The sequence below is a fragment of the Bradyrhizobium sp. SZCCHNR1015 genome (assembly GCF_032489875.1).
GTDB lineage: Bacteria > Pseudomonadota > Alphaproteobacteria > Rhizobiales > Xanthobacteraceae > Bradyrhizobium.
In genome coordinates this window covers 136,807-160,765 of sequence record NZ_JAUEYW010000002.1, presented here as the reverse complement: position 1 = coordinate 160,765, position 23,959 = coordinate 136,807, and the positions used below count along the sequence as shown (strand labels likewise).

The 23,959-nt window shown below is 66.0% G+C and carries 16 protein-coding genes and 1 tRNA gene; 7 read left to right on the top strand and 10 right to left on the bottom strand.

What is annotated here, in order from left to right; translation table 11 throughout:
• Positions 1 to 9: 9 nt before the first annotated feature.
• Positions 10 to 984: a hypothetical protein gene (locus QX128_RS04475; protein ID WP_316236791.1), complete on the bottom strand. Its 975-nt coding sequence runs from the start codon at positions 982 to 984 to the stop codon at positions 10 to 12.
• Between the two features lie 548 nt (positions 985 to 1,532).
• On the opposite strand from QX128_RS04475, the gene gltB reads away from it, so the two are divergent.
• The 4 genes from gltB to QX128_RS04455 all read left to right on the top strand — a co-directional run bounded on the left by gltB (position 1,533) and on the right by QX128_RS04455 (position 8,934).
• On the top strand, positions 1,533 to 6,269 hold the full coding sequence (gene gltB, locus QX128_RS04470) for a glutamate synthase large subunit (RefSeq protein WP_316236790.1): 4,737 nt from the start codon (positions 1,533 to 1,535) through the stop codon (positions 6,267 to 6,269).
• A gap of 195 nt (positions 6,270 to 6,464) precedes the next feature.
• The gene (locus QX128_RS04465) at positions 6,465 to 7,913 is read left to right on the top strand and encodes a glutamate synthase subunit beta (RefSeq protein ID WP_316236789.1); all 1,449 of its coding nucleotides are present in this window, start codon (positions 6,465 to 6,467) and stop codon (positions 7,911 to 7,913) included.
• A gap of 286 nt (positions 7,914 to 8,199) precedes the next feature.
• Positions 8,200 to 8,304: transfer RNA gene (locus tag QX128_RS04460), tRNA-Arg, on the top strand.
• Positions 8,305 to 8,526: 222 nt separating this feature from the next.
• Positions 8,527 to 8,934, top strand: coding sequence for a hypothetical protein (locus tag QX128_RS04455; protein WP_316236788.1), 408 nt, complete (start codon positions 8,527 to 8,529; stop codon positions 8,932 to 8,934).
• A gap of 622 nt (positions 8,935 to 9,556) precedes the next feature.
• Here the strand turns inward: QX128_RS04455 and QX128_RS04450 are convergent.
• Genes QX128_RS04450 through QX128_RS04440 form a run of 3 tightly spaced genes read right to left on the bottom strand, consistent with a single transcriptional unit; the run spans position 9,557 to position 12,215 of the window.
• Positions 9,557 to 10,372, bottom strand: coding sequence for an arylamine N-acetyltransferase family protein (locus tag QX128_RS04450; protein WP_316236787.1), 816 nt, complete (start codon positions 10,370 to 10,372; stop codon positions 9,557 to 9,559).
• 15 nt (positions 10,373 to 10,387) lie between these two features.
• Positions 10,388 to 11,203, bottom strand: a complete 816-nt coding sequence (locus QX128_RS04445) for an arylamine N-acetyltransferase (RefSeq protein WP_316236786.1) — start codon at positions 11,201 to 11,203, stop codon at positions 10,388 to 10,390.
• Between the two features lie 10 nt (positions 11,204 to 11,213).
• On the bottom strand, positions 11,214 to 12,215 hold the full coding sequence (locus QX128_RS04440) for a KpsF/GutQ family sugar-phosphate isomerase (RefSeq protein WP_316236785.1): 1,002 nt from the start codon (positions 12,213 to 12,215) through the stop codon (positions 11,214 to 11,216).
• Between the two features lie 169 nt (positions 12,216 to 12,384).
• Between QX128_RS04440 and QX128_RS04435 the strand changes: the two genes are divergently transcribed.
• The gene (locus QX128_RS04435; protein ID WP_316236784.1) at positions 12,385 to 14,103 is read left to right on the top strand and encodes an outer membrane beta-barrel protein; all 1,719 of its coding nucleotides are present in this window, start codon (positions 12,385 to 12,387) and stop codon (positions 14,101 to 14,103) included.
• A 138-nt stretch (positions 14,104 to 14,241) separates the two neighbouring features.
• On the opposite strand, the gene QX128_RS04430 is transcribed toward QX128_RS04435, so the two are convergent.
• The 3 genes from QX128_RS04430 to hemH all read right to left on the bottom strand — a co-directional run bounded on the left by QX128_RS04430 (position 14,242) and on the right by hemH (position 17,001).
• Entirely contained in the window at positions 14,242 to 14,688 is a 447-nt protein-coding gene (locus tag QX128_RS04430) for an NfeD family protein (protein ID WP_316236783.1), read from the bottom strand.
• Between the two features lie 16 nt (positions 14,689 to 14,704).
• Positions 14,705 to 15,709: an SPFH domain-containing protein gene (locus tag QX128_RS04425; RefSeq protein WP_315801805.1), complete on the bottom strand. Its 1,005-nt coding sequence runs from the start codon at positions 15,707 to 15,709 to the stop codon at positions 14,705 to 14,707.
• A 209-nt stretch (positions 15,710 to 15,918) separates the two neighbouring features.
• The gene (hemH, locus tag QX128_RS04420; RefSeq protein WP_316217184.1) at positions 15,919 to 17,001 is read right to left on the bottom strand and encodes a ferrochelatase; all 1,083 of its coding nucleotides are present in this window, start codon (positions 16,999 to 17,001) and stop codon (positions 15,919 to 15,921) included.
• A 90-nt stretch (positions 17,002 to 17,091) separates the two neighbouring features.
• Between hemH and QX128_RS04415 the strand changes: the two genes are divergently transcribed.
• Positions 17,092 to 17,499, top strand: a complete 408-nt coding sequence (locus tag QX128_RS04415) for an MAPEG family protein (RefSeq protein WP_315801803.1) — start codon at positions 17,092 to 17,094, stop codon at positions 17,497 to 17,499.
• A gap of 216 nt (positions 17,500 to 17,715) precedes the next feature.
• Positions 17,716 to 19,806 carry a squalene--hopene cyclase gene (gene shc, locus QX128_RS04410; protein WP_316236972.1) on the top strand — a complete coding sequence of 697 codons (2,091 nt, stop codon included), beginning with the start codon at positions 17,716 to 17,718 and terminating at the stop codon, positions 19,804 to 19,806.
• 223 nt (positions 19,807 to 20,029) lie between these two features.
• Here shc and QX128_RS04405 read toward each other — a convergent pair whose 3' ends face one another.
• The 3 genes from QX128_RS04405 to QX128_RS04395 are packed head-to-tail and all read right to left on the bottom strand — an operon-like array spanning position 20,030 to position 23,959.
• Positions 20,030 to 21,235 (bottom strand): nickel/cobalt transporter, encoded by a 1,206-nt coding sequence (locus QX128_RS04405; RefSeq protein ID WP_316236782.1) that lies wholly within the window; start codon positions 21,233 to 21,235, stop codon positions 20,030 to 20,032.
• A complete protein-coding gene (locus QX128_RS04400; protein WP_316236781.1) occupies positions 21,232 to 21,867 on the bottom strand; it encodes a DUF1007 family protein in 636 nt (211 codons plus the stop codon). Before QX128_RS04400 ends, QX128_RS04405 begins: the two co-directional genes overlap by 4 nt.
• Positions 21,868 to 21,877: 10 nt before the next feature.
• Positions 21,878 to 23,959 carry a M3 family metallopeptidase gene (locus tag QX128_RS04395; RefSeq protein ID WP_316236780.1) on the bottom strand — a complete coding sequence of 694 codons (2,082 nt, stop codon included), beginning with the start codon at positions 23,957 to 23,959 and terminating at the stop codon, positions 21,878 to 21,880.

Below are 23,959 nucleotides of genomic sequence, written 5' to 3'. Positions count from 1 at the left end.
TGACTGCCTCTATTCCAAACCCTGTACAGCCGGCATCTTTGCCGTCGGCAGGATCTGGGGCACCGGCTTCGCCGCGGGTGCCGCGACGGAGCCAGTCGTCTGCGGCGTGGCCGTAGCCGCGGCCGATTGCACGGGCTTCGGCTCAGAGGGTTTTGCGTCTGAAGCCTTGGCCTCTGAAGCCTTGGCGTCTGAAGGCTTCGCGTCAGAGGTGTTGGCGTCCGAAGCCTTGGCCTCGGCCGGCTTGATGTCCGCGGGCTTGGGCGGAAGGGCCTTGGGTGCGTCCGCCGGTTTCGGATTGAGCGCTGCGGTCTGCGGTGCCGGTGCACTCGGCCGCGCGGCAGGCGTCGGCACTTTCGGCTGGATCGGCGCCGCGGTGGCAACGCGCGGCGCAGCCGGCATCGGCGGCACCAGGCGCGGATCGGCCCGGATCACGCTCGGCGGCGGCAGGCGGTCGAGGCCACCGCGCGGGGCGGGCTCATAGCGCATCCGCTCGTACTCCTCGCCCCATTGGAACGCCGGCACGAAGCGGATGATGCGGCCGGAGCGGGCATCGACGACGAGCTTGCCGTCCTCGCCCTGGCGATCGAGCACCGCCACGATCCAGACATTGCCGCGCTGGCGCGGCGCGCCGAGCGGCGAGAAACCGTTGTCGCGCAGAATGGCATAGACCTCATGCACCGGCAGGAACGCGGGCGCATAGCCATAGTCCTGCTGATAGCCCTCTCTGTAATTGTCCTGACGGTAGACCGGCGCCGGCGGCACATAGCGCTCGTCGCGGTAGCCGTAGTCAGGGCCCGGCCGGTAGCCGTAACGCGGCGGTGGCGCAGGCACGACGGCCGGCGGCGGCAAGTCCGAATAAGGCGCATCGAAATCGGAGACTGCCGTATACGGCCCGTGGAGGCCGGACGGTGGCAGCGGCTCGGCCTGCGCGGCGGCGAACGTCGCGACCAGCGCGGCTGAGACGACTCCAACTAGCAACTTCATGGTTCAAAGCTCCTGCATGCCCCCGCACGTGAAGCTGTTCGCTTCTTCTCAAGTGCGGCGGAAGTTCTGCCGCGATTCCGGCGGTCCTGGGTCGGCGAAGGGGCGGGATCGGGGCGTTAGGTTTCAAAATCGAGCGCGGCGCGTGATCGCCGGCCCGGCCGGATCGTTCGGTCAGCGGCAGAAACGGAAGATTTGCCGGGGAATGAGCGTGTTGCGGCGCCCGAACTCGAGGACTCCGCAGTGCTTGTGTGATAGGTTAAAGTTTGGCATCTTGCGGTTTAGGACAGAAATGCTGTCTAAAATTTCGTTGCAAAGGTGACCGAGACTTTGCAATGATGTTACGGCGCCTGAGGGCGCTGCGACATGAACAGGCCGCGGTCGTCCAGCGGGGACATGGTCCCCCGGCGGCTGGCCTGAATTCTGCAAATGCGGCTCGCTGAAAAAGGACGAGCGTTGGCTCCGGAGAGGGGCCGCGCAGCGCCCGGGGTGCGCCGGACTGTGTACCGGACTGTGGTGAAGGCCCTGACCAATAACTGATGGGGACGGATATGAGCGGATCGAAGGTCGAGCACGGAATTTTGGGCGGCGCGGTGCTGGCTGTGGATTCGCACGAGAAACCGGCCGAGATCACCCGCGAGCTGCACACCTGGCGTCCGGAGGCCGAAGGTCTGTATGACCCGAGCCAGGAGAAGGATTCCTGCGGCGTCGGCTTCATCGCCAACATCAAGGGCCAGAAGTCGCATCAGATCGTCGCCGACGCGCTGAACATCCTGTGCAACCTCGAGCATCGTGGCGCCGTCGGCGCCGACCCGCGCTTCGGCGACGGCGCCGGCATCCTGGTGCAGATCCCGCACGCCTTCTTCTCGCGCAAGGCGAAGGAGCTCGGCTTCACCTTGCCCGCCCCCGGCGAATACGCCATCGGCGCGCTGTTCATGCCGCGCGACGATTCCTGGCGGAACGTCATCAAGAGCATCATCGCCGACCAGATCGAGGAGGAAGGCTTGGTCCTGCTCGGCTGGCGCGACGTGCCGACCGACAACTCCTCGCTGGGCGTGACGGTCAAGCCGACCGAGCCGCGCAGCATGCAGGTGTTCATCGGCCGCAACGGCGCCGCCAAGACCGAGGACGAGTTCGAGCGCAAGCTCTACATCCTCCGCAAGTCGATCTCGCAGGCGATCTATCAGCGCCGCGACCGCGGCATGTCGGGCTATTACCCGTGCTCGATGTCCTGCCGGACCGTGATCTACAAGGGCATGTTCCTGGCCGACCAGCTCGGCAAGTACTACGCCGACCTGCACGAGCCGGACTTCGAGAGCGCGCTGGCGCTGGTGCATCAGCGATTCTCGACCAACACCTTCCCGACCTGGTCGCTGGCGCATCCCTACCGGATGATCGCGCACAACGGCGAGATCAACACCCTGCGCGGCAACGTCAACTGGATGGCGGCGCGGCAGGCGTCGGTGTCGTCGGAGCTGTTCGGCAAGGACATCAGCCGGCTCTGGCCGATCTCCTATGAGGGCCAGTCCGACACCGCCTGCTTCGACAACGCGCTCGAGTTCCTGGTGCAGGGCGGCTACTCGCTGCCACACGCGGTCATGATGATGATCCCGGAGGCGTGGGCCGGCAATCCGCTGATGAGCGAGGAGCGCCGCTCGTTCTACGAATATCACGCCGCCCTGATGGAGCCGTGGGACGGCCCGGCCGCGATCGCCTTCACCGACGGCCGCCAGATCGGCGCCACGCTCGACCGCAACGGCCTGCGGCCGGCGCGCTATCTCGTCACCAAGGACGACCGCATCGTAATGGCGTCCGAGATGGGCGTGCTGAAGATCCCGGAGGACCAGATCGTCACCAAGTGGCGGCTGCAGCCCGGCAAGATGCTGCTCGTCGATCTCGAGCAGGGCCGCCTGATCCCGGACGACGAGATCAAGGCGCAGCTCGCCGCCAGCCATCCCTACACCGAGTGGCTCGGCCGCACGCAGATCCAGGTCGAGAAGTTGCCGGATGCGCCGACCACGGGCGCGCGCACCAACCTGCCGCTCTTGGACCGGCAGCAGGCGTTCGGCTACAGCCAGGAAGACATCGCGATCCTGATGACGCCGATGGCCGCCACCGGCGAGGAGGCCACGGGCTCGATGGGCAACGACACGCCGATCTCGGCGCTGTCGGACAAGCCGAAGCTGCTCTTCACCTACTTCAAGCAGAACTTCGCACAGGTCACCAACCCGCCGATCGATCCGATCCGCGAGGAGCTGGTGATGAGCCTGGTCTCGATCATCGGCCCGCGACCTAACCTGTTCGACCTCGAGGGTGTCGCCTCGACCAAGCGGCTCGAGGTGCATCAGCCGATCCTGACCGATGCGGACCTCGAGAAGATCCGCTCGATCTCTGAGGTCTCCGACAGCCACTTCGTCTCACGCACGCTCGACACCACCTTCGATGCGAGCCTGGGCGCGGCCGGCTTCGAGCAGGTGCTCGACGATCTCTGCGGCCGCGCCGAGGCCGCGGTGCGCGAGGGCGTCAACATCATCATCCTGTCCGACCGCATGGTTTCGGCCGACCGGATTCCGATCCCGTCGCTGCTCGCCTGCGCCGCCGTGCATCATCACCTGATCCGCACCGGCCTGCGCACCTCGGTCGGTCTCGTCGTCGAGAGCGGCGAGCCGCGCGAGGTGCATCACTTCGCCTGTCTGGCCGGCTACGGCGCCGAGGCGATCAATCCGTATCTCGCCTTCGAGACCATCATCGCGCTCAAGGACAAGCTGCCGGGCGCGCTGAGCGACTACGAGGTCGTCAAGCGCTACATCAAGTCGATCGGCAAGGGCCTGCTCAAGGTCATGTCGAAGATGGGCATCTCGACCTACCAGTCCTATTGCGGCGCGCAGATCTTCGACGCGGTCGGCCTTCGCGCCGAGTTCGTGCAGAAGTTCTTCGCCGGCACCCACACCCGCATCGAGGGCGTCGGCCTCGCCGAGATCGCCGAGGAGACCACGCGCCGTCACCGCGACGCGTTCGGCGATGCGCTGGTCTACAAGAGCGCGCTCGATGTCGGCGGCGAATATGCCTACCGCACCCGCGGCGAGGACCATGCGTGGACGGCAGAGTCGGTTGCGACCTTGCAGCACGCCGTGCGCGGCAACTCCAGGGAGCGCTACCAGGCGTTCGCCAAGCTGCTCAACGAGCAGTCGGAGCGGCTGCTGACCCTGCGCGGCCTGTTCCGGATCAAGTCGGCCGAGGACGACAAGCGCAAGCCGGTTCCGCTCGACGAGGTCGAGCCGGCGAAGGAGATCGTCAAGCGCTTCGCCACGGGCGCGATGAGCTTCGGCTCGATCTCGCGCGAGGCGCATACGACGCTCGCGATCGCCATGAACCGGATCGGCGGCAAGTCGAACACCGGCGAAGGCGGCGAGGAGGCCGACCGCTTCAAGCCGCTGCCGAACGGCGATTCCATGCGCTCGGCGATCAAGCAGGTCGCCTCGGGCCGGTTCGGCGTGACGACGGAGTACCTCGTCAACTCCGACATGATGCAGATCAAGATGGCGCAGGGTGCCAAGCCCGGCGAAGGCGGTCAGCTGCCCGGCCACAAGGTCGACGCCACCATCGCCAAGGTGCGCCACTCGACGCCCGGCGTCGGTCTGATCTCGCCGCCGCCGCACCACGACATCTACTCGATCGAGGATCTCGCGCAGCTGATCTACGACCTGAAGAACGTCAATCCCGACGGTCAGGTCTCGGTCAAGCTCGTCTCGGAGGTCGGCGTCGGCACGGTTGCGGCCGGCGTCGCCAAGGCGCGCGCCGACCACGTCACGATCGCGGGCTTCGAGGGCGGCACCGGTGCCTCCCCGCTCACCTCGATCAAGCATGCGGGATCGCCGTGGGAGATCGGCCTTGCCGAGACGCATCAGACGCTGGTGCGCGAGCGGCTGCGCAGCCGCATCGTGGTCCAGGTCGACGGAGGCTTCCGCACCGGCCGTGACGTCGTCATCGGCGCCCTGCTCGGCGCCGACGAGTTCGGCTTCGCCACCGCGCCGTTGATCGCGGCCGGCTGCATCATGATGCGCAAGTGCCACCTCAACACCTGTCCGGTCGGCGTCGCCACCCAGGACCCGGTGCTGCGCAAGCGCTTCACCGGCCAGCCCGAGCACGTCATCAACTTCTTCTTCTTCGTCGCCGAGGAAGTCCGCGAGATCATGGCCGCGCTCGGCTACCGCTCGTTCAACGAGATGGTCGGCCAGACCCAGATGCTCGACCAGTCCAGGCTGGTGGCGCATTGGAAGGCCAAGGGCCTCGACTTCTCCAAGCTGTTCGTCAAGCAGAAGGCGGAGCCCGGCCAGAAGGTCTATCACGCCGAGAAGCAGGACCATCACCTCGAGGCCGTGCTCGACCGCAGGCTGATCGAGCAGGCCAGGCCCGCGCTCGACCGCGGCGCGCCGGTGAAGATCGAGGCCGAGATCAACAACACCGACCGTTCCGCGGGCGCGATGCTCTCCGGCGCGGTGGCGAAGATCTACGGCCATGCCGGCCTGCCGCAGGACACCATCCACGTCAGCCTGAAGGGCACCGCCGGCCAGGCGTTCGGCGCCTGGCTCGCCAACGGCGTCACCTTCGAGCTCGAAGGCGAAGGCAACGACTATGTCGGCAAGGGCCTGTCGGGCGGCCGCATCATCGTCAAGCCGCCGCGCAACTCCGGCATCGTGCCGGAGGAGTCGATCATCGTCGGCAACACCGTGATGTACGGCGCCATCTCCGGCGAGTGCTTCTTCCGCGGCATCGCCGGCGAGCGCTTCGCGGTGCGCAACTCGGGCGCGGTCGCCGTCGTCGAGGGCGCGGGTGATCATTGCTGCGAGTACATGACCGGCGGCATCGTCGTCGTGCTTGGCAAGACCGGGCGCAACTTCGCGGCCGGCATGTCCGGCGGCGTCGCCTATGTGCTCGACGAGGCCGGCGACTTCGACAAGCATTGCAACATGGCGATGGTCGAGCTCGAGCCGGTGCTGTCGGAGGAGATGATCGCGGAAGCCTCCTATCACCAGATGGGCGATCTCGAGGCGCATGGCCGGGTCGACGTGTTCAAGAACCTGCTGGCGTCCGACATCGAACGCCTGCACATCCTGATCTCGCGTCACGCCAAGGCCACCGGCTCGAAGCGCGCCGCAGAAATCCTGGCGAACTGGAAGGACTATGCGCCGAAGTTCCGCAAGGTGATGCCGGTTGAGTACCGCCGCGCCCTGAAGGAAATGGCGGCCAACGCCGACGCCGAGCCGAAGATCGCGATCGGGGCTTGATATCTCTCCTCATGGTGAGGAGGCGCGTAGCGCCGTCTCGAACCATGAGGCCGAGAGCGGGGCCTCACCCTTCGAGACGCGGCGAAGACGCCGCTCCTCAGGGTGAGGAGAAGTAGGAGCAAACCCTCATGGTGAGGAGGCGCGAAAGCGCCGTCTCGAACCATGAGGCCCGAGCAGTCAGGGACGTCGTAGGTCATGGGCAAGGTCACAGGTTTTCTCGAAATCGAGCGGCACGATCGCAAGTACGCGCCGGTTGCCGAGCGTCTGAAGAACTTCAACGAGTTCGTGGTGCCGCTCTCCGAGAAGGAGCTGCGCGACCAGGCGGCGCGCTGCATGAATTGCGGCATCCCCTACTGCCACGGCACGGGCTCGGCCGCGCCGGGCACCACCGGCTGCCCGGTCAACAACCAGATCCCGGACTGGAACGACCTCGTCTACAACGGCAATTGGGAAGAGGCGTCGCGCAACCTGCACTCGACCAACAACTTCCCGGAGTTCACCGGCCGCATCTGCCCCGCCCCGTGCGAGGCGTCGTGCACCTTGAACATCGACGACAACCCGGTGACCATCAAGACGATCGAATGCGCCATCGTCGACAAGGCCTGGGAGAACGGCTGGCTGAAGCCGGAGCCGGCCGCGGTCAAGACCGGCAAGAAGGTCGCGATCGTCGGCGCCGGCCCGGCCGGGCTCGCCGCCGCGCAGCAGCTCGCTCGCGCCGGTCACGAGGTGCATGTCTATGAGAAGCACGCCAAGGCCGGCGGACTTCTTCGCTACGGCATTCCCGACTTCAAGATGGAGAAGGGCGTCATCGACCGCCGCATCGCGCAGATGGAAGGCGAAGGCGTCGTCTTCCATTACGGCGTCAATGTCGGCGGCAAGGACGGCCTCGATGCCAAGACGCTGCTGAAGGATTACGACGCAGTGGCGCTGACCGGCGGCGCGGAAGCCCCGCGCGACCTGCCGATCCCCGGCCGCGACCTCGCCGGCATCCACTACGCGATGGACTTCCTGCCGCAGCAGAACCGCCGCGTCGGCAATGAGCCTGTGAACGCCACCGAGATCCTCGCCGGCGGCAAGCATGTCGTCGTGATCGGCGGCGGCGACACCGGCAGCGACTGCATCGGCACCTCGCTGCGCCAGGGCGCCCTCTCGGTCACCCAGCTCGAGATCATGCCGGCGCCGCCGGAGCGTGAGGACAAGGCGCTGACCTGGCCGAACTGGCCGCTGAAGATGCGGACGTCGTCGAGCCAGGCCGAGGGCGCGATGCGCGAGTTCGCGGTGCTGACGCAGAAGTTCGAAGGCGAGAACGGCGCGGTGAAGAAGATGCACTGCGTCCGCGTCGACGCCCAGTTCAAGCCGATCCCGGGCACCGAGTTCGAGCTCGCCGCCGACCTCGTGCTGCTGGCGATGGGCTTCGTGCATCCGGTGCACGAGGGCCTGCTCAAGAGCCTCGGCGTCGACCTCGACCCGCGCGGCAACGTCAAGGCCAATCTGACCGACTACCAGACCTCGCTGCCGAAGGTGTTCTCCGCCGGCGACATGCGCCGCGGCCAGTCCCTGGTCGTGTGGGCCATCCGCGAGGGCCGTCTCTGCGCCCAGGCCGTCGACAAGTTCCTGATGGGCAAGACCGAGCTGCCGCGCTGAAGGCATCGTCGGTTTATTTGTCCCCCCCCTCACGCCACGACGGTCTCCGCCTCCCCTCCGCTTGTGGGGCGGGGTCGGGCCGGTCGCCCTGAACTTGGCGTGCGGCAGTCGCTGCTCTCGCCGACGCTCTATAGCTAGGCAGGCGGTTCCTGACGCAATCGGCTATGCTATTGCATACGCTTCGAAATTTGTTCAGCCCAAAATAAAATGCACCGCTTCTTGCGAAGCGATGCATTTTATGTATTCTGGCACATCTTCACATCTCCTGATTCCATCAGGAGTTGAGGGAAGTGTGGCTGAGTGGCTAAAAGCACCCGACTCCTAATCGGGCAGAGACCACAAGCTTCGACGGCAGACTGGGCTCTCGTGGGTTCGAATCCCACCACTTCCGCGCCATTCAAAGGGACAGCTACGGCTGTCCCTTTTTTATTTTTTAAACGCTTCACGATCAAAAAGCAACAAACTGGATACGGCGGCGCCAATTCGAATTAGCAACAAGACAGTGCAACTGCTTGTTGCTAAATTATTTTTACCTCCTTGTCAAGCCCCATAAGTCATTGTAATTGTGGATCTATGGAAAATACCAGGCTGTTGCAAAAATGGCTTGTGCAACATGATTGACGATGCGGAAGTGCCCAGCACGGAACTGGAACGCCAGATCCTGGAACAGCTAAATGAAACCATTCGGCGTCGCCTTGAGCTCGAAGCAGAAGAGAACGCTCTTCGTCGTCTGCTTACAAAAATCCGCAACAAATCCCTTAAAATCAAGGATGTCACCCGAAAGAACAGCGTAAATCGAGTACTGATCGAAGATCGGATTCTTGAAGCTCTCCGAGAGTCGGAGAAGGGAGTGTCAACGGCCGCTCTGAGCCGAGAGATTCTGTTTCGTTTTCCAAATGTGAAGCCGGCGACTTTTCGTTCGTATCTGCATCGTTTGAACAGTCGCGGCCTGATCGAACCGGTCCCTACAAAAGTGGCCACTTGGCAAATTGCGCAGTCTTCTCCTAAGGCGATTAAATGAGATCACGGCTGATGCTGTTTCCTCGCAGCCATTTCGCAGACTCAGTACTTGGAGGGTTCACTTCAATTCCCCCCTCCCCATAAGAACGGAGCGAGGGAGCGCACTGCCCGTGACGCTTCAGCTCAAATCCAATTTCCAGAATTGCATTCAACCAACAAAAGGGGTGGGGGCTTCCTCAACATGAATCTCCGCACGGCCTGAAGTGGCAGGTCAGGTCGACGGTCCATGATCGATCGGATGGGCGTCGAAGCGTCAGGGTCGACGTGTCACCGTGAAGCCCCCACCCGTCCTGGCCATCGGGCCAGCTCGGATGAGCCGCGCCTCGCGCGGCTCCGATGTCAGGCGGGATGAGGCCGCGTGCAGCGACAGCGGCCCGGCTCGGCAGCGGGCGTGCCTTCGAGGATTGCGCGCACCGCGAGCATCACGATGTCAGCCATGTGGACGGTCCCCACTGTTCGACGGCAGGACGCCGCGAGCCTCCTTGGTTCCCGCAACCTAAAGCTGCGACTCTTAAGATAAGCACAATGGCCGCGCCGGCATTCCATTCAAATGCAGTTCGCGCGTGATCATGTCCGCGCTGATCACGCGAATACGCGTTTTGACTCGCGTCATCGGAGAGTGATCAAGCCTTGGTCCTTGCCCAGATGTCTTCGACCGGCACCGGCGGCGTCACCCGGAAGATCTCGTCGATGACGCCGCCGAGTTCGGCGGCGCTCTCGATCACACGCTCCTCGACGACTTCGCCATCGCGCGCCTGCCGCTGATAGCGGCGGGTGACCAGCTTGTGACGTATGCCGGGCTCGACACGCTCCATCATCAGCGTATGCGTGGCCGGCACGTTCGGGCTGGTCGAGGTGTACCAGCTGCCGAGCACATAATCGGCATGGATCTGCGGCGCGAGGTCGAACGCGTACATCATGCGCCAGCCCGTCGGCTGCTTCGCGCTGACCGTATAGAGCCCGTCCCACGTGCCGATGCGGAACGTTCCCATCGGCGTCTGCTGCTCGGGTCCGAGCTCGAGACAAATGGGCGCATCCATCATGCAGATGCCGAAGCCGACATCGACGAGATGCGGGCGGCCATCGACCTCGACCAGCAGCATCATGTGCTGGCGCGGCCCGAGCGGATCTGATGGCGCCGAGCGCCAGCGCACCCGGCCGGTCAGGCCGGTGGTCTTGAAGCCGATCGCCTCAAGCACCGCCTGGAACAGCACGTTCTGCTCGAAGCAGTAGCCGCCGCGGCGGCCGAGCACGAGCTTCTGTTGCACGGACGGCAGGTCGACATGGACGGGACGCCCCATCAGCGGATCGAGCGCCTCGAACGGCAGCGCGTCGACATGCGCGGCCTGCAGCGCTGCGAGCGTCGACAGGTCGGGCGCGAGCGGCCCGCGATAGTCGATGCGGGCGAGATAGGAATCCAGCTGAAGCTCACCGGCCATCGCAACGCTTTCCCGTCAGCTCTCGATGCGCGCCCAGATCACATCGACGGGCACCGGCAGCGTGAGCCCGAACACCTCCTCGATGACGCTGCGCAGCGTCTCGGGCGTTTCGATGATCTGTTCGCTCCTCGCCTCGCCATCGCGCGCCTCGATGACCAGGCGGCGATTGACCAGCTTGTAGCGCGCCTCACGCGTCAACCGCTCCAGGATCAGCATCGAGGTGAACGGCGTCAACGGGCTGGTCGAGGTGAACCAGTTGCCGAGCACATAGTCGGCATGAATCTGCGGCACCAGATCAAACACATACATCGTGCGCCAGCCAGCCGGCTGCTTCGCCGCGAGCCAATACAGCCCATCAGACAGCGTCAGACGGAACGTCCCCATCGCGGTCGGCTGCTCGATGTCGGCAACCATCTGCAGCGGCGTATCGAGCAGGCAGGAGCCGAAGCCGACATCGGCGAGATGAGGCCCCTCCGGCAGGTCCACCTTCAGCATCATGTGCGTGCGCGGCGTCAGCGGCGCATCGGCGTCGAGCCGCCAGCGCACCCGTGCCGAGAGCGGCGTCACCGCAAAGCCGATCGCCTCCAGCGCCGCTTTCAGCAGCGCATTCTGCTCGAAGCAATAGCCGCCGCGACGGCCGTCGACGATCTTGGCCTGGACCGAGGCGAGATCGATGTTCACGGGCCGGCCGAGCAGCGGATCGATGCCCTCGAAAGCGATGGCATCGACATGCGCCGCCTGCAATCCGGCCAGCGTGTCGAAGGTGGGGGCCAGCGGCCCGCGATAGCCGATCCGGGCGAGATATTTGTCGAGATCGAAACGGTCGGTCATGGTGGAAAGATCACGCCACCCCGGCCCGCAACAGATCGTGCATGTGCAGGATGCCGACTGGCTTCAAGCCATCCGTCACGATGAGCGTCGTGATCTTGGCGGAGTTCAGGATCTCCAGCGCCTCGGAGGCCAGCGCCTCGCGGCGCACGGTGCGCGGGTTCGCGGTCATGATCTCGTCGACCGAGACGGACAGCAGGTCGGCACGCATCTTCCGGCGGAGGTCGCCGTCGGTGATGATGCCGGCGACATGGCCACGGCCATCGACGATGATGACGCAGCCCAGACCCTTGGCCGACATCTCGGCAAGCGCATCGGCCATGCCGGTGCCGAGCGGCTTCAGCGGCACCGCGTCGCCCGAGCGCATCAGATCGGAGATATGTTTGAGCATGGCGCCGAGCTTGCCGCCCGGATGGAAATTGGCGAATTCGAGCGCGGTGAAGCCGCGGCCTTCGAGCAGCGCGATCGCGAGCGCATCGCCGATCGCGGCCTGCATCAGGGTCGAGGTGGTCGGCGCCAGATTGTGCGGACAGGCCTCGCGCGCCTTCGGCAGCTCCAGCACGATACGCGCCGCCTCCCCCAGCGACGATTGCGCATTGGAGGTGACCGCGATCAGCGGGATGGCGAAGCGCTTGGTATAGTTGACCAGCGTCTTCATCTCCGGCTGCTCGCCGGACCACGACAGCGCGATGACGACGTCGTCCGAGGTGATCATGCCGAGATCGCCATGGCCGGCCTCGGCGGAATGGACGAAGAAGGCGGGCGTGCCGGTCGAGGCGAGGGTTGCGGCCATCTTGCGGGCGACGTGGCCGGACTTGCCGAGGCCGGTGAGGATCGCCCGGCCCTTGGCTTGGCGGATCAGCTCGACGGCAGCGGCGAAGGCTGCTCCCAAGGGCCCGGATAGCGCCGCGGAGATCGCGGCAATGCCGTTGCTGCCGGCGTCGAGCGTGCGCAGCGCCGACTGGATATCTGCGTTGGCGGGAGCGGTGTCGGGCAACGGCTTCGATCTCGGCATGCGGACTTCCAGGGCTGAACAGTCAGGCGCCGCTCTTTAGCATGGGTAAGGCAGCAAGGCGCCATCAACAGCCCATTAACCATATTTGTTTTTACTCCCTTAACGACGCGGTTGGCCGGCGGCGCGGGCGTCCCGACGACGCAATTGATTTTGTTGGAGTATTTTCATCGTGGGGTGGAGGCCTGACAGCGGCCGCGCGAGGCGCGCGCGAAGGCGCGCGGTGTGGCGCGGTGCGTCCGCCGCATGCCTGCTGCTCGCCGCGCTCGGCCCCGAGGCCGCCCGCTCCCAGACCATCGACGTGTTCCGGCCGGTGCGCGACGGCTTCCTGGCACCGCAGGACTCCCCGTTGCGGCGGACCGTGGTCAGCGGCCTGACCGATGCCGTCCCGACGCCAGGGCTGCCCGCGACGCCTGCGCCGGCCAGCTCGGCCGCACGACGAACTCTGGTCCCCCTGCCCGGTGTGCCCGCGGCCAGCGGCGCATCCGATGTCGGCTATGATTCGCTGAATCGCACCCGCAAGAAGCCGAAATACTATCCCGCCCAGGCGCGGCCCAAGCCGGCGCCGGGCCCCGGCACACCGCCGTCCGGCGAGCTCACCGGCCAGTTGCGCCCGACCTTGCCGCCCTCGGCCTCCGCCAACCGGCAACCGCTGCCGCCCGCGATGGCGGGCACCGTCCCCGGCCAGCCGCCGCGCAAGCGCCTCAGGATCGACGACGACCCGTTCGGCGCGGTCGGCGACTACGCCGGGCCGTTCCTGATCAAGGGCGCGGTCGAGCTCTCTGCCGGCTATGACAGCAACCCGGCCCGCCTCGCCAGGCCGCGCGGCATGCCGGCCTGGGTGATCGCGCCGGAATTCCTGGCGGTGTCGAACTGGGAGCGTCACGCCCTCGTCGCCGACCTTAGGGGATCCTTCACCGGCTATGGCAGCACCCTGCCGGCCATCATGGACGGCGGCATCAATTCGGCGCCGACCACGCTCGACCGCCCCGACTTCACCGGCCATGTCGACGGCCGCCTCGATATCACGCGCGACACCTCGATCGGCGCCCAGCTCCGCCTGCGCGCGGCGACCGACAATCCCGGCAGCCCCAGCGTGCAGGCCGGATTGTCGCGCTATCCGGTCTACACCACGCTCGGCACCACCTTAGGCATCGACCAGCGCTTCAACCGGCTGCAGGTCTCGGCCGGCGCCACCGCCGATCGCACCAGCTATCAGCAGAGCAAGCTGACCGACGGCACGATGACGTCGAACGATGACCGCAACTACAACCAGTTCGGCGGCATCGGCCGGGTGTCCTATGAGGTCATGCCCGGCCTGAAGCCCTTCACGGAAATCCAGGGCGACAGCCGCGTGCACGACGAGAAGATCGACCGTTCCGGCTATCAGCGCGATTCCTCCGGCGGCTACGCCAAGGCCGGCACCTCGTTCGAGTTCACCCGGCTGCTGACCGGCGAGGTCTCGCTCGGCTATGCCACGCGCAGCTATGTCGACCCGCGGCTGAACCGGCTGCAGGGCTTCCTGACCACGGCCTCGCTGGTGTGGTCGGCGACGCCGCTCACCACCGCGCGCTTTCTCTCCGACACGCAGCTCGCGGAGACCACGGTGGCCGGCGCCTCCGGCGTGCTGGTGCGCACCTACACGGTGCAGGTCGATCACGATTTCCGCCGCTGGCTGACCGGCATCGGCAAGTTCAGCTTCGGCACGCTCGACTATCAGGGCTACGGCCGCAGCGACCGCACCTATTCGGCCGAAGGCAACCTCGTCTACAAGATGTCGCGCAACGTCTGGGTCAAGGGCACGCTGCGCTATGACAAGCTGGACTCCAACATCGCCGGCGCGGGATCGTCGGGCACGGTGGTGATGCTGGGCGTCCGGCTGCAGAACTGAGCCCCGCTCTGCCCCCGTCATTGCGAGGAGCGAAGCGACGAAGCAATCCAGGGCTGTGTAAACGACTCTGGATTGCTTCGCTGCGCTCGCAATGACGTGGTGAGAGCGTTGCTTCAATCAGGCGACATCACCCGGAGCTTACGCCGCCGTCACCGTCAGATGTGCGCCGTCCGCCTGCACGATGCGCACGCGGCTGCCGGCGGGCGTGTCCGGGCCGGCGACGCGCCACACCGTGTCGTCGATGCGCACGGTGCCGTTGCCGCCGACGATCGGCTTCTCCAGGGTGAACTCGCGGCCGACCAGCGCGGCCGAGCGGCGGTTGAGGAACGGATTGTCCTGCGATGGCGCCGCGTTGGCGCGCGCCAGCCGCCGCCACAGCGGCACGGCCGCGATCGCGAACAGCGCGAACAGCAGTATCTGCAGCTGCCATCCCGGCGCGACGACGAACGAGATCAGGCCGACCAGCAGCGCCGCGAGGCCTAGCCAGAACAGGAAGATGCCGGGCGCCAGCAGCTCCAGCGCCATCAGCAGGACGCCGAAGATCAGCCAGTTCCAGGTGCCGAGCGTGACGAACATGTCGCTCATGATCGCCTCCTTCGCTCTACGTCCGCGGCGGCACGGGCGGCGCCGGCGGCGTCCCCGCCGACGGCACCGAACCGCCGCGGCGCGCGGCGGCCACGGCCGAAGCCGCGCTCTCGCCGAACGTCGCCTTGGCGATCTCGCCGATGCCGGCGAGCGAGGCCAGCATGCCCGTCGCCTCCAGCGGCAGCATGATCACCTTCTGGTTCGGCGAGTCGGCGAGCTGGCCGAACGCCTTGATGTATTTGTCGGCGATGAAGTAGTTGAGCGCGGCGACATCGCCCTTACCGATCGCGTCCGACACCATCTGCGTCGCCTTGGCCTCGGCTTCGGCCGCGCGCTCGCGCGCCTGGGCATCGAGAAAGGCCGATTCGCGGCGGCCCTCCGCCTGCAGGATCTGGCTCTGCTTCGCACCTTCCGCGCGCAGAATCTCCGACTGGCGCTGGCCCTCGGCCTGCAGGATGTCGGCGCGCTTGACGCGCTCGGCCTTCATCTGACGGCCCATCGCCTCGACCAGATCGGCCGGCGGCACGATGTCCTTGATCTCGATCCGGTTCACCTTGAGGCCCCACGGCGACACCGCGGCGTCGACGACCCGCAGCAGCCGCTCGTTGATCTCGTCGCGATGCGACAGCACCTGGTCGAGATCCATCGCGCCCATCACCGAGCGGATGTTGGTCATGGTCAGCGTGACGATCGCCTGGTTGAGGTTCGACACCTCGTAGCTCGCCTTGGCGGCGTCGAACACCTGGTAGAAGGCGACGCCGTCGACCGTCACGGTGGCGTTGTCCTTGGTGATGACCTCCTGCTCGGGGATGTCGATCACCTGCTCCATCATGTTGATCTTGCGCCCGATGCGATCGAAGAAGGGCACGATGATGTTGAGGCCCGGCGACAAGGTGCGGGTGTATTTGCCGAACCGCTCGACGGTCCAGTCGAACCCCTGTGGCACGGTCTTCACGCCGGAATACAGCGTGAAGATGACCAGCAGCACCAGCGCTATGGCGAAAATGTCGAAACCGCTCATGTATCCTCCAAGGGAGGAGACGGTCGTCCCCTCACCAGCCTCTGCAGCCATCACAATCTAGGGATTGCTGCATGATTTTGTCGGGGATTCGTCAGGCGCGGTTCAGGAAAGTATTTTCGAAGGTTGCAGCGGCATTAACCTTGCGCCGCCGCACGGCTCACCTAGCCGAAGGCAGAGAAGCGCCGGCGGGCCGGCTCAGAGCCAGCCCGTTACAGCCAACCCTGCAGCTCGCGCAGCACGAGCTGCCGCAGTACCTCCATGCCCGGGGCACTGTCGTTCAGGCACGGCACGGCGGAGAATTCCTCGCCGCCATTGTGCTTGAAGATCTCGCAGTTCTCGCCGGAGATCTCCTCCAGCGTCTCCAGGCAGTCGGCGGCGAAGCCGGGCATCACCACGGCGATGCGCTTGACGCCGTCCTTGGCGAGCTTCTCGATGGTCTTGTCGGTGTAGGGCTGCAGCCACTCCGAGAAGCCGAAACGCGACTGGAAGGTCAGCAGCAGCTTGGTGTCGTCCATGCCGAGCCGCTTGCGCAGCAGCTCGGTGGTGGCGACGCACTGCTCGCGATAGGGGTCGCCCTTGTCGACATATTCCTTCGGCATGCCGTGGAACGACGCCACGATCAGCTCGGGCGTGTACGGCAGCGTCTTCAGATGATCCTCGATCGAGACCGCCAGCGCCTCGATGTAGAAATCGTCGTTGTAATAGGGCGGCGTCACCCGGATGGTCGGCTGCGCCCGCAGCTCGGTCAGGACGCGGAACGCCTCGTCGCACACGGTGGCCGAGGTCGCGGCCGAATATTGCGGATACAGCGGCACGACCAGGATGCGGTCACAGCCTTTGGCCATCAGGCCATCGACACCGGCCTTGATCGACGGATTGCCGTAGCGCATCGCCCAGTCGACGAGGACGTGGCTGCGGTCGGCGATCGCAGCGGCCAGCTTCTCGCTCTGCGCGCGGGTGATCGTCTTCAGCGGCGATTCGTTCTTCTCGGTGTTCCAGATCGACTGGTAGTCCTTGGCCTTCTTGCGCGGCCGGACGTTGAGGATGATCCCGTTGAGGATGATCTTCCACAGCAGGCCCTGGTCCTCGATGACGCGACGGTCGGACAGGAACTCTTTCAGATACACCCGCACGCCAGCGGCGTCGGCCGTATCGGGCGTCCCGAGATTGACCAGCAGCACGCCGACGCGTGACGTGCTCGCGGCCGGCAACGGTTTGGCATCAAGAGCCTTGGCATCAAGAGCCTTGGCATCGACAGGCCTGGCATTGTCGAGGGAGATGGCGGCGGTCATGATGCCTGTGACTGGTGAAGGGCGTGGCTTGGCGGCTTGTTTCGACATTGTCAAGATAAGGGCCATTTCACCGATGTCATCGGAGGAGCCATGACGATTGCAGAATGGTGCATTTTCGCCAGCGTAATGCTCTACCTTTTAACGATCGTGCCGGCGAAATGGATCAAGGTCGACGGCGCCGGGCGCTATGACAACGCCCGGCCGCGAGATCCCGCCTTCTACGCCGGCGGCATCCGCGAGCGGGCGCTGGGCGCCCACCAGAACGGCATCGAGGCGTTCCCGTTCTTTGCGGCGGCGGTACTGCTGGCCGAGTTCCGCGGCGCGCCGCAGAACCTGATCAACGAGCTGTCGGTGCTGTTCCTGATCGTGCGCATCGCCTACGTCCTGACCTACGTCGGCGACCGGCCGTCGCTGCGCTCGATCCTGTGGGCGATCGGCTTCCTGATCACGGTCGCGATCTTCTTCCTGCCTTTGCTGCGCAATTACCTGCCGGTTTGAGCGGAAGCCGCGGCCCCCGCGCGTGAGCGGTGTCACATCCCTGTCCCCGCCGAGGTGCTAACCACGAGCGCTGAAGACCTCGGTCCGTACGCTTTTCGTTTCCGCTTTGATCCGGCCTGCTACGGCCAGTTGATTGGATTTGACGGCGAAATTCCCTATAGGGCGGGGTGAATTCGACGGCTGCAGCGGCGCTATCGGGCCGCCAGAGGGATGATGATGACTTTGACCAGCTCGGCTTCCGCGCGCGCGCCGCGCGACCCGGGAAATTACCAGACCGCCCTGCAATCGACGGTGCGGGCGGCTTCGGACTGGCTGATCGCCAACCAGAAGCCGGACGGCCACTGGGTCGGCCGCGCCGAATCCAACGCCTGCATGGAGGCGCAATGGTGCCTGGCGCTGTGGTTCATGGGGCTCGAGGACCATCCGCTGCGCAAGCGCCTGGGCCAGTCGCTGCTCGACAGCCAGCGCCCGGACGGCGCCTGGCAGGTCTATTTCGGCGCGCCCAATGGCGACATCAACGCGACCGTAGAGGCCTATGCCGCGCTGCGCTCGCTCGGCTTCCGCGACGATGAGCCGCCGGTGCGCCGCGCCCGCGAATGGATCGAGGCCAAGGGCGGCTTGCGCAACATCCGCGTGTTCACGCGCTACTGGCTGGCGCTGATCGGCGAATGGCCGTGGGAGAAGACGCCGAACATCCCGCCCGAAGTCATCTGGTTTCCGCTCTGGTTTCCGTTCTCGATCTACAATTTCGCGCAATGGGCACGCGCCACCCTGATGCCGATCGCCGTGCTGTCGGCGCGGCGCCCGAGCCGGCCGCTGCCGCCCGAGAACCGGCTCGACGCGCTGTTTCCGCATGGGCGCAACGCGTTCGGCTACGACCTGCCGGTCAAGGCCAATGCCGGCGGCTGGGACAAGTTCTTCCGCGGCGCCGACAAGGTGCTGCATGCCCTGCAGAACTTCGGCAACAAGCTCAATCTCGGCCTGTTTCGCCCGGCGGCGACCAGCCGCGTGCTGGAATGGATGATCCGCCATCAGGATGTCGACGGCGCCTGGGGCGGTATCCAGCCGCCCTGGATCTACGGCCTGATGGCGCTCTATGCCGAGGGCTATCCGCTCAATCACCCCGTTCTCGCCAAGGGCCTCGATGCCCTGAACGATCCCGGCTGGCGGGTCGATGTTGGCGATGCCACCTACATCCAGGCGACCAACAGCCCGGTGTGGGACACGATCCTCACTTTGCTCGCCTTCGACGATGCCGGCGTGCTCGGCGATTATCCGGAAGCCGTCGACAAGGCGGTGAACTGGGTACTGGAGCGCCAGGTGCGGGTGCCCGGCGACTGGTCGATGAAGCTGCCGCACGTCAAGCCCGGCGGCTGGGCGTTCGAATACGCCAACAACTACTATCCCGACACCGACGACACCGCGGTCGCGCTGATCGCGCTGGCGCCGCTGCGGCATGACCCCAAGTGGAAGGCGAAAGGCATCGACGAGGCCATTCAGCTCGGCGTCGACTGGCTGATCGGCATGCAGAGCCACGGCGGCGGCTGGGGCGCGTTCGACAAGGACAACAACCAGCAGATCCTGACCAAGATTCCGTTCTGCGACTACGGCGAGGCGCTCGATCCGCCGTCGGTCGACGTCACCGCCCACATCGTCGAGGCGTTCGGCAAGCTCGGCATCTCGCGCAACCATCCCGCCATGGTGCGCGCGCTCGACTACATCCGACGGGAGCAGGAGCCGAGCGGTCCATGGTTCGGCCGCTGGGGCGTCAACTACGTCTACGGCACCGGCGCCGTGCTGCCGGCGCTGGCCGCGATCGGCGAGGACATGACGCAACCCTATATCGGCCGCGCCTGCGACTGGCTCGTCGCCCATCAGCAGCCGGACGGCGGCTGGGGCGAGAGCTGCGCGTCCTACATGGACGTCAGCGCGGTCGGGCGCGGCACCACCACAGCGTCGCAGACCGCCTGGGCGCTGATGGCGCTGCTCGCCGCCAACCGTCCACAGGACAAGGACGCCATCGAGCGCGGCTGCATGTGGCTGGTCGAGCGCCAGTCGGCCGGCACCTGGGACGAGCCGGAATTCACCGGCACCGGCTTCCCCGGCTACGGCGTCGGCCAGACCATCAAGCTCAACGATCCCTCGTTGCAGGAACGGCTGATGCAGGGCCCGGAACTGTCCCGCGCCTTCATGCTCCGCTACGGCATGTACCGCCACTACTTCCCGCTGATGGCGCTCGGCCGCGCGCTGCGGCCGCAGGGGCATGGCAACACCGCATCCGCACCCTCGCTGTCGTCCCGGCCTTGAGCCGGGACCCATAACCACAGGGAGCGGTTTGAGGCAGGCGTGTAGTTAAAGGCTCGCTCAATCACAGCCGCCGCGGAGTATGGGTCCCGGCTCAAGGCCGGGACGACACCGATAGTTTTGCGCGATCTCGGCCCACCCCACCGCTGTCATGCCCCGCGCAGGCGCATCCAGTACGCCGCGGCGGACGTGTTGCGCAGGAGCGGAGTAGCTGACCGCACCCCGCTCAGAAGCAGGTCGTGCGTTCCGCCGCCATGTAGCCGAACAGCAGGCCGACACCGAACAGCAGCACCAGCCCGGCCGCGCCGAACTCCAGTCCCCGCATGATCAGGGCGCCGCCGCCGTCGCGGCCGGCGCTGAGGCGACGGGCGATGTCCTTGGCGGCGACCGCGATGACGGCGATGGTGGCGACGGTGATCGCGGTGCCCATACCCATCACGAGGGTGGCGGCGACGCCGGCCCAGAACATTCCCTGTGCCAGGGCGAACACCAGCACCAGGATCGCACCCGAGCACGGGCGGATGCCGGCGGCGAAGATCGCCTGGAAGCCGCGCTGCCAGCCGCCGGGGCCGGCGAGCTCGCTCGGCGCGGGTCCGTGCGAATGGCCGCAACCGCAATCGTCGCCATGGACGTGATCATGATGGGCGTGATCGTGGTGGACATGATCGTGAGCGGCGTGACCATGGGCCGCGGCCGCATGCGTGTGAGCATGACCGTGGTGATGATCATGTCCATGATGGTCGTGGCCGTGATGGTGGTCATGCCCATGGTGATCTTGAGGCGCGCGATGCTGATGATCATGCGCGTGGCCGTGATCATGCCCTGACGGCACCACCGCAGCCGCCGGCCCACCAGCCAGCGCCAGCGCTGGGGTCGCCGGCTGCCACGTCCGCAGGAACGCCGCGCCCTTAACCCAGACCAGACGTGCGCCGAGCAGCGCGATCAGGCCGTAGCTTGCAATCTCCACCACCTTCTCGGCGCTGCACATGTTCGCAGCCGTGGCGTTGAGCAGCACGGCACCGATGCCGACGATGACGACCGCGACCAGCGACTGCATCAGGCCCGAGGCGAACGAGAGCACGATGCCGCGCTTTGCCGTCTCCTGGTTGGCGACGAGATAGGACGCGATCACGGCCTTGCCGTGGCCGGGACCAGCCGCATGGAAGATGCCGTAGGCGAACGAGATCGCCAGCAGCCACCACACCGCCGAGCCATCTTGCTTGGCCGAGCGGATCGCCCCGGACATCTGCCGGTAGAACTCCGATTGCTTGGCGAGCAGCCAGCCGACGATGCCGCCGACCTGCGGCTCCGCCGGCGCGCCGAATGGCGGCTTGGCGAGCAGCGCATGCGAGGCGGCGTCGGCGGCGAGAAGCGCTGCGAGGATCGCAGCGCAGGTGAGGAGCGGACGGGCGGAGCTGGGGCGAGGTGTCATGGACATTCCACTGAGATATTGTTGGCGAAATTCATTCCGAAATTGGCGTTCGCCCCGCCGCTCAGGAATGTCTGTTCGTTCATGGTCTGCGCGACGGAGCCGCCGTCGCTCGGTCTCACCAGGCCGAACTTGCAGCCGGCGGGAGCACTGACCAGCTTGACGGGATCCTTCTCCGCCATCTGGAAATCGATGAAATAGCTGGGATCGTACACCTCGACCTGGAGCTCCCTGGGCTTCACCGGCGCCTTCAGCGGCAGGGTGAAGTGGAGGGTCAGCTTGGTGTCCTTGTATTCGAGGTAGTAGTCGACGGGATCCTCGAGCTTCTGCTTGCGGCCGTCGGACTTGATGAAGGTGAAGTAGGCATATTCCTTCAGCGACTCGGCATTGGTCTGCGCCAGCGGCGCCAGCTCCTCGCGGGTGTAGACGCCCTTCTGCTTGGTCTCGAGGCCCTGCAACGCGTAGGTCGCGAACATGTCGTCGAAGGTCCAGGCGTGCCGCACGCCGGTCAGCGAACCGTCGGCCGCGTAGAGCAGCTCGCTGGTCGCGGTGACCCAGACATGCGGATGGGCGCTCGCCGCGCTCGCGCCGAGCACGAGCATCAGCGCACCGAGAACGAAACGAACCACCGCCATCCCCTTCACCTCAAGCCGCCGCGGGGACATCGAGCAGGCCACGTCGGCGGAGCAGCGCGTCGGGCTCGGGCTCGCGGCCCCGGAACGCGACATACGCCGCTTCCGGATCGAGCGAGCCGCCCGAGGAATAGACGTTGTCGTGGAGCCGCTTGGCGACGGTGGGATCGAAGATGTTGCCGGCTTCCTCGAAGGCGCCGAAGGCATCCGCATCCATCACCTCCGACCACATGTAGCTGTAATAGCCCGCCGCATAATGGTCTCCCGAGAAGATATGGCCGAATTGAGTCGGCCGGTGGCGCAGCGCGATCTCGGGCGGCATGCCGATCTTCTCCATCTCGGCCTTTTCGAACGCGCGCACATCCTTCGAAGCCGATGCCGGCTGGGTGTGGAACTCGAGGTCGATCAGCGCCGAGGAGACGAACTCGACCGTGGCAAAGCCCTGGTTGAAGCGGCGCGCCGCCAGGAAGCGGTCGAGCAGGTCCTGCGGCAGCGGCTCGCCGGTCTGGTAGTGACGCGCGAAGGTTTGCAGCACCTCGGGGCGCTCCTGCCAGTGCTCGTAGAGCTGCGACGGCAGCTCGACGAAGTCGGTGAACACGGCAGTGCCCGACAGCGACGGATAGGTCACGTTGGACAGGATGCCGTGCAGGCCGTGGCCGAACTCGTGGAACAGCGTGCGCGCATCGTCCGGCGACAGCAGCGAGGGCTGGCCGTCGGCGCCCTTGGCGAAGTTGCAGACGTTGATGATCAAGGGCGCGGTGTCGCCGTCGAGCTTCTGCTGGTCGCGCAGCGAGGTCATCCAGGCGCCGGAGCGCTTCGACGAGCGCGCAAAGTAGTCGCCATAGAACAGCGCCTTGTGGCTGCCATCGGCCGCCTTGATCTCCCACACCCGGACGTCCGGATGCCAGACCGGGATGTCCTTGCGCTCGGCGAAGGTGATGCCGAACAGCCGCGTGGCGCAATCGAAGGCGGCCGCGATTATGTTATCGAGCGAAAGATACGGCTTGATCGCCGCGTCGTCGAAGTTGGCCTTCGCCTGGCGCAGCTTCTCGGCATAGTAACGCCAATCCCAGGCCTCGAGCTTGAAGTTGCCGCCCTCCGCCGTGATCATCGCCTGCAACTGGTCGCGGTCGGCCAGCGCCTTGGCGCGGGCCGGCTTCCAGACCCGCTCCAAGAGGCCGCGCACCGCCTCCGGCGTCTTCGCCATGGAATCCTCGAGGCGATAGGCGGCGAAGTTGGGAAAGCCCATGATCCTGGCGGCCTGCTCGCGCAACGCCAGGATCTCGCCGATGACGGCGTTGTTGTCGTTGGAATTGCCATTGTCGCCGCGCGCGGTGAACGCCTTGAACACCTTCTCGCGGAGGTCGCGGCGGGCGGAGCTCTGCAGGAACGGCTCGACCGAGGAGCGCGACAGGGTCACGATCGCCTTGCCGGGCATGCCGCGCTCTTCCGCCGCAGCCTTGGCGGCAGCCACGAAGCTCTCGGACAGGCCGGCACGGTCGTCCTCGCCGAGCTCGAGGACCCAGTCCTGCTCGTCGCCGAGCACGTGGTGGCTGAAGGTGGTGCCGAGCTGGGCGAGCTTCTCGTTGATCTCGGCCATCCGCACCTTGTCGTCATCGGACAGGCCGGCGCCGGCACGGCGGAAGCGGGTGTAGGTGCGCTCCAGGAGCCGCTGCTCCTCACCGGTGAGCTTGAGGTCCTTGCGGTTGTCGTAGAGCAGCGCGATGCGGCCAAACAGCACGGCATTCATCATGATCGGGTTCCAGTGCCGCGCCATCCGCAGCGACACGTCCTTGTCGATCTCCAGAATCGCCGGGTTCGAATGCGCCGACACCAAGTCGTAGAACACCGCCGCGACCTTCGACAGCAGCTTGCCCGAGCGCTCCAGCGCCGTGATGGTGTTGGCGAAGTCGGGCTCGGCCGGATCGTGAGTGATCGCGGTGATTTCGGCGGAATGGTCGGCGAAGGCGCGCTCGAAGGCCGGCAGGAAGTGCTCGGGCCTGATCGCGTCGAAGGGCGGTGTCTGGTGGGGGGTCTCCCAGGCCACGAGCAGCGGGTTGGTCTGGGCGTCGATCACAGCGGTGGTGTTTGACAT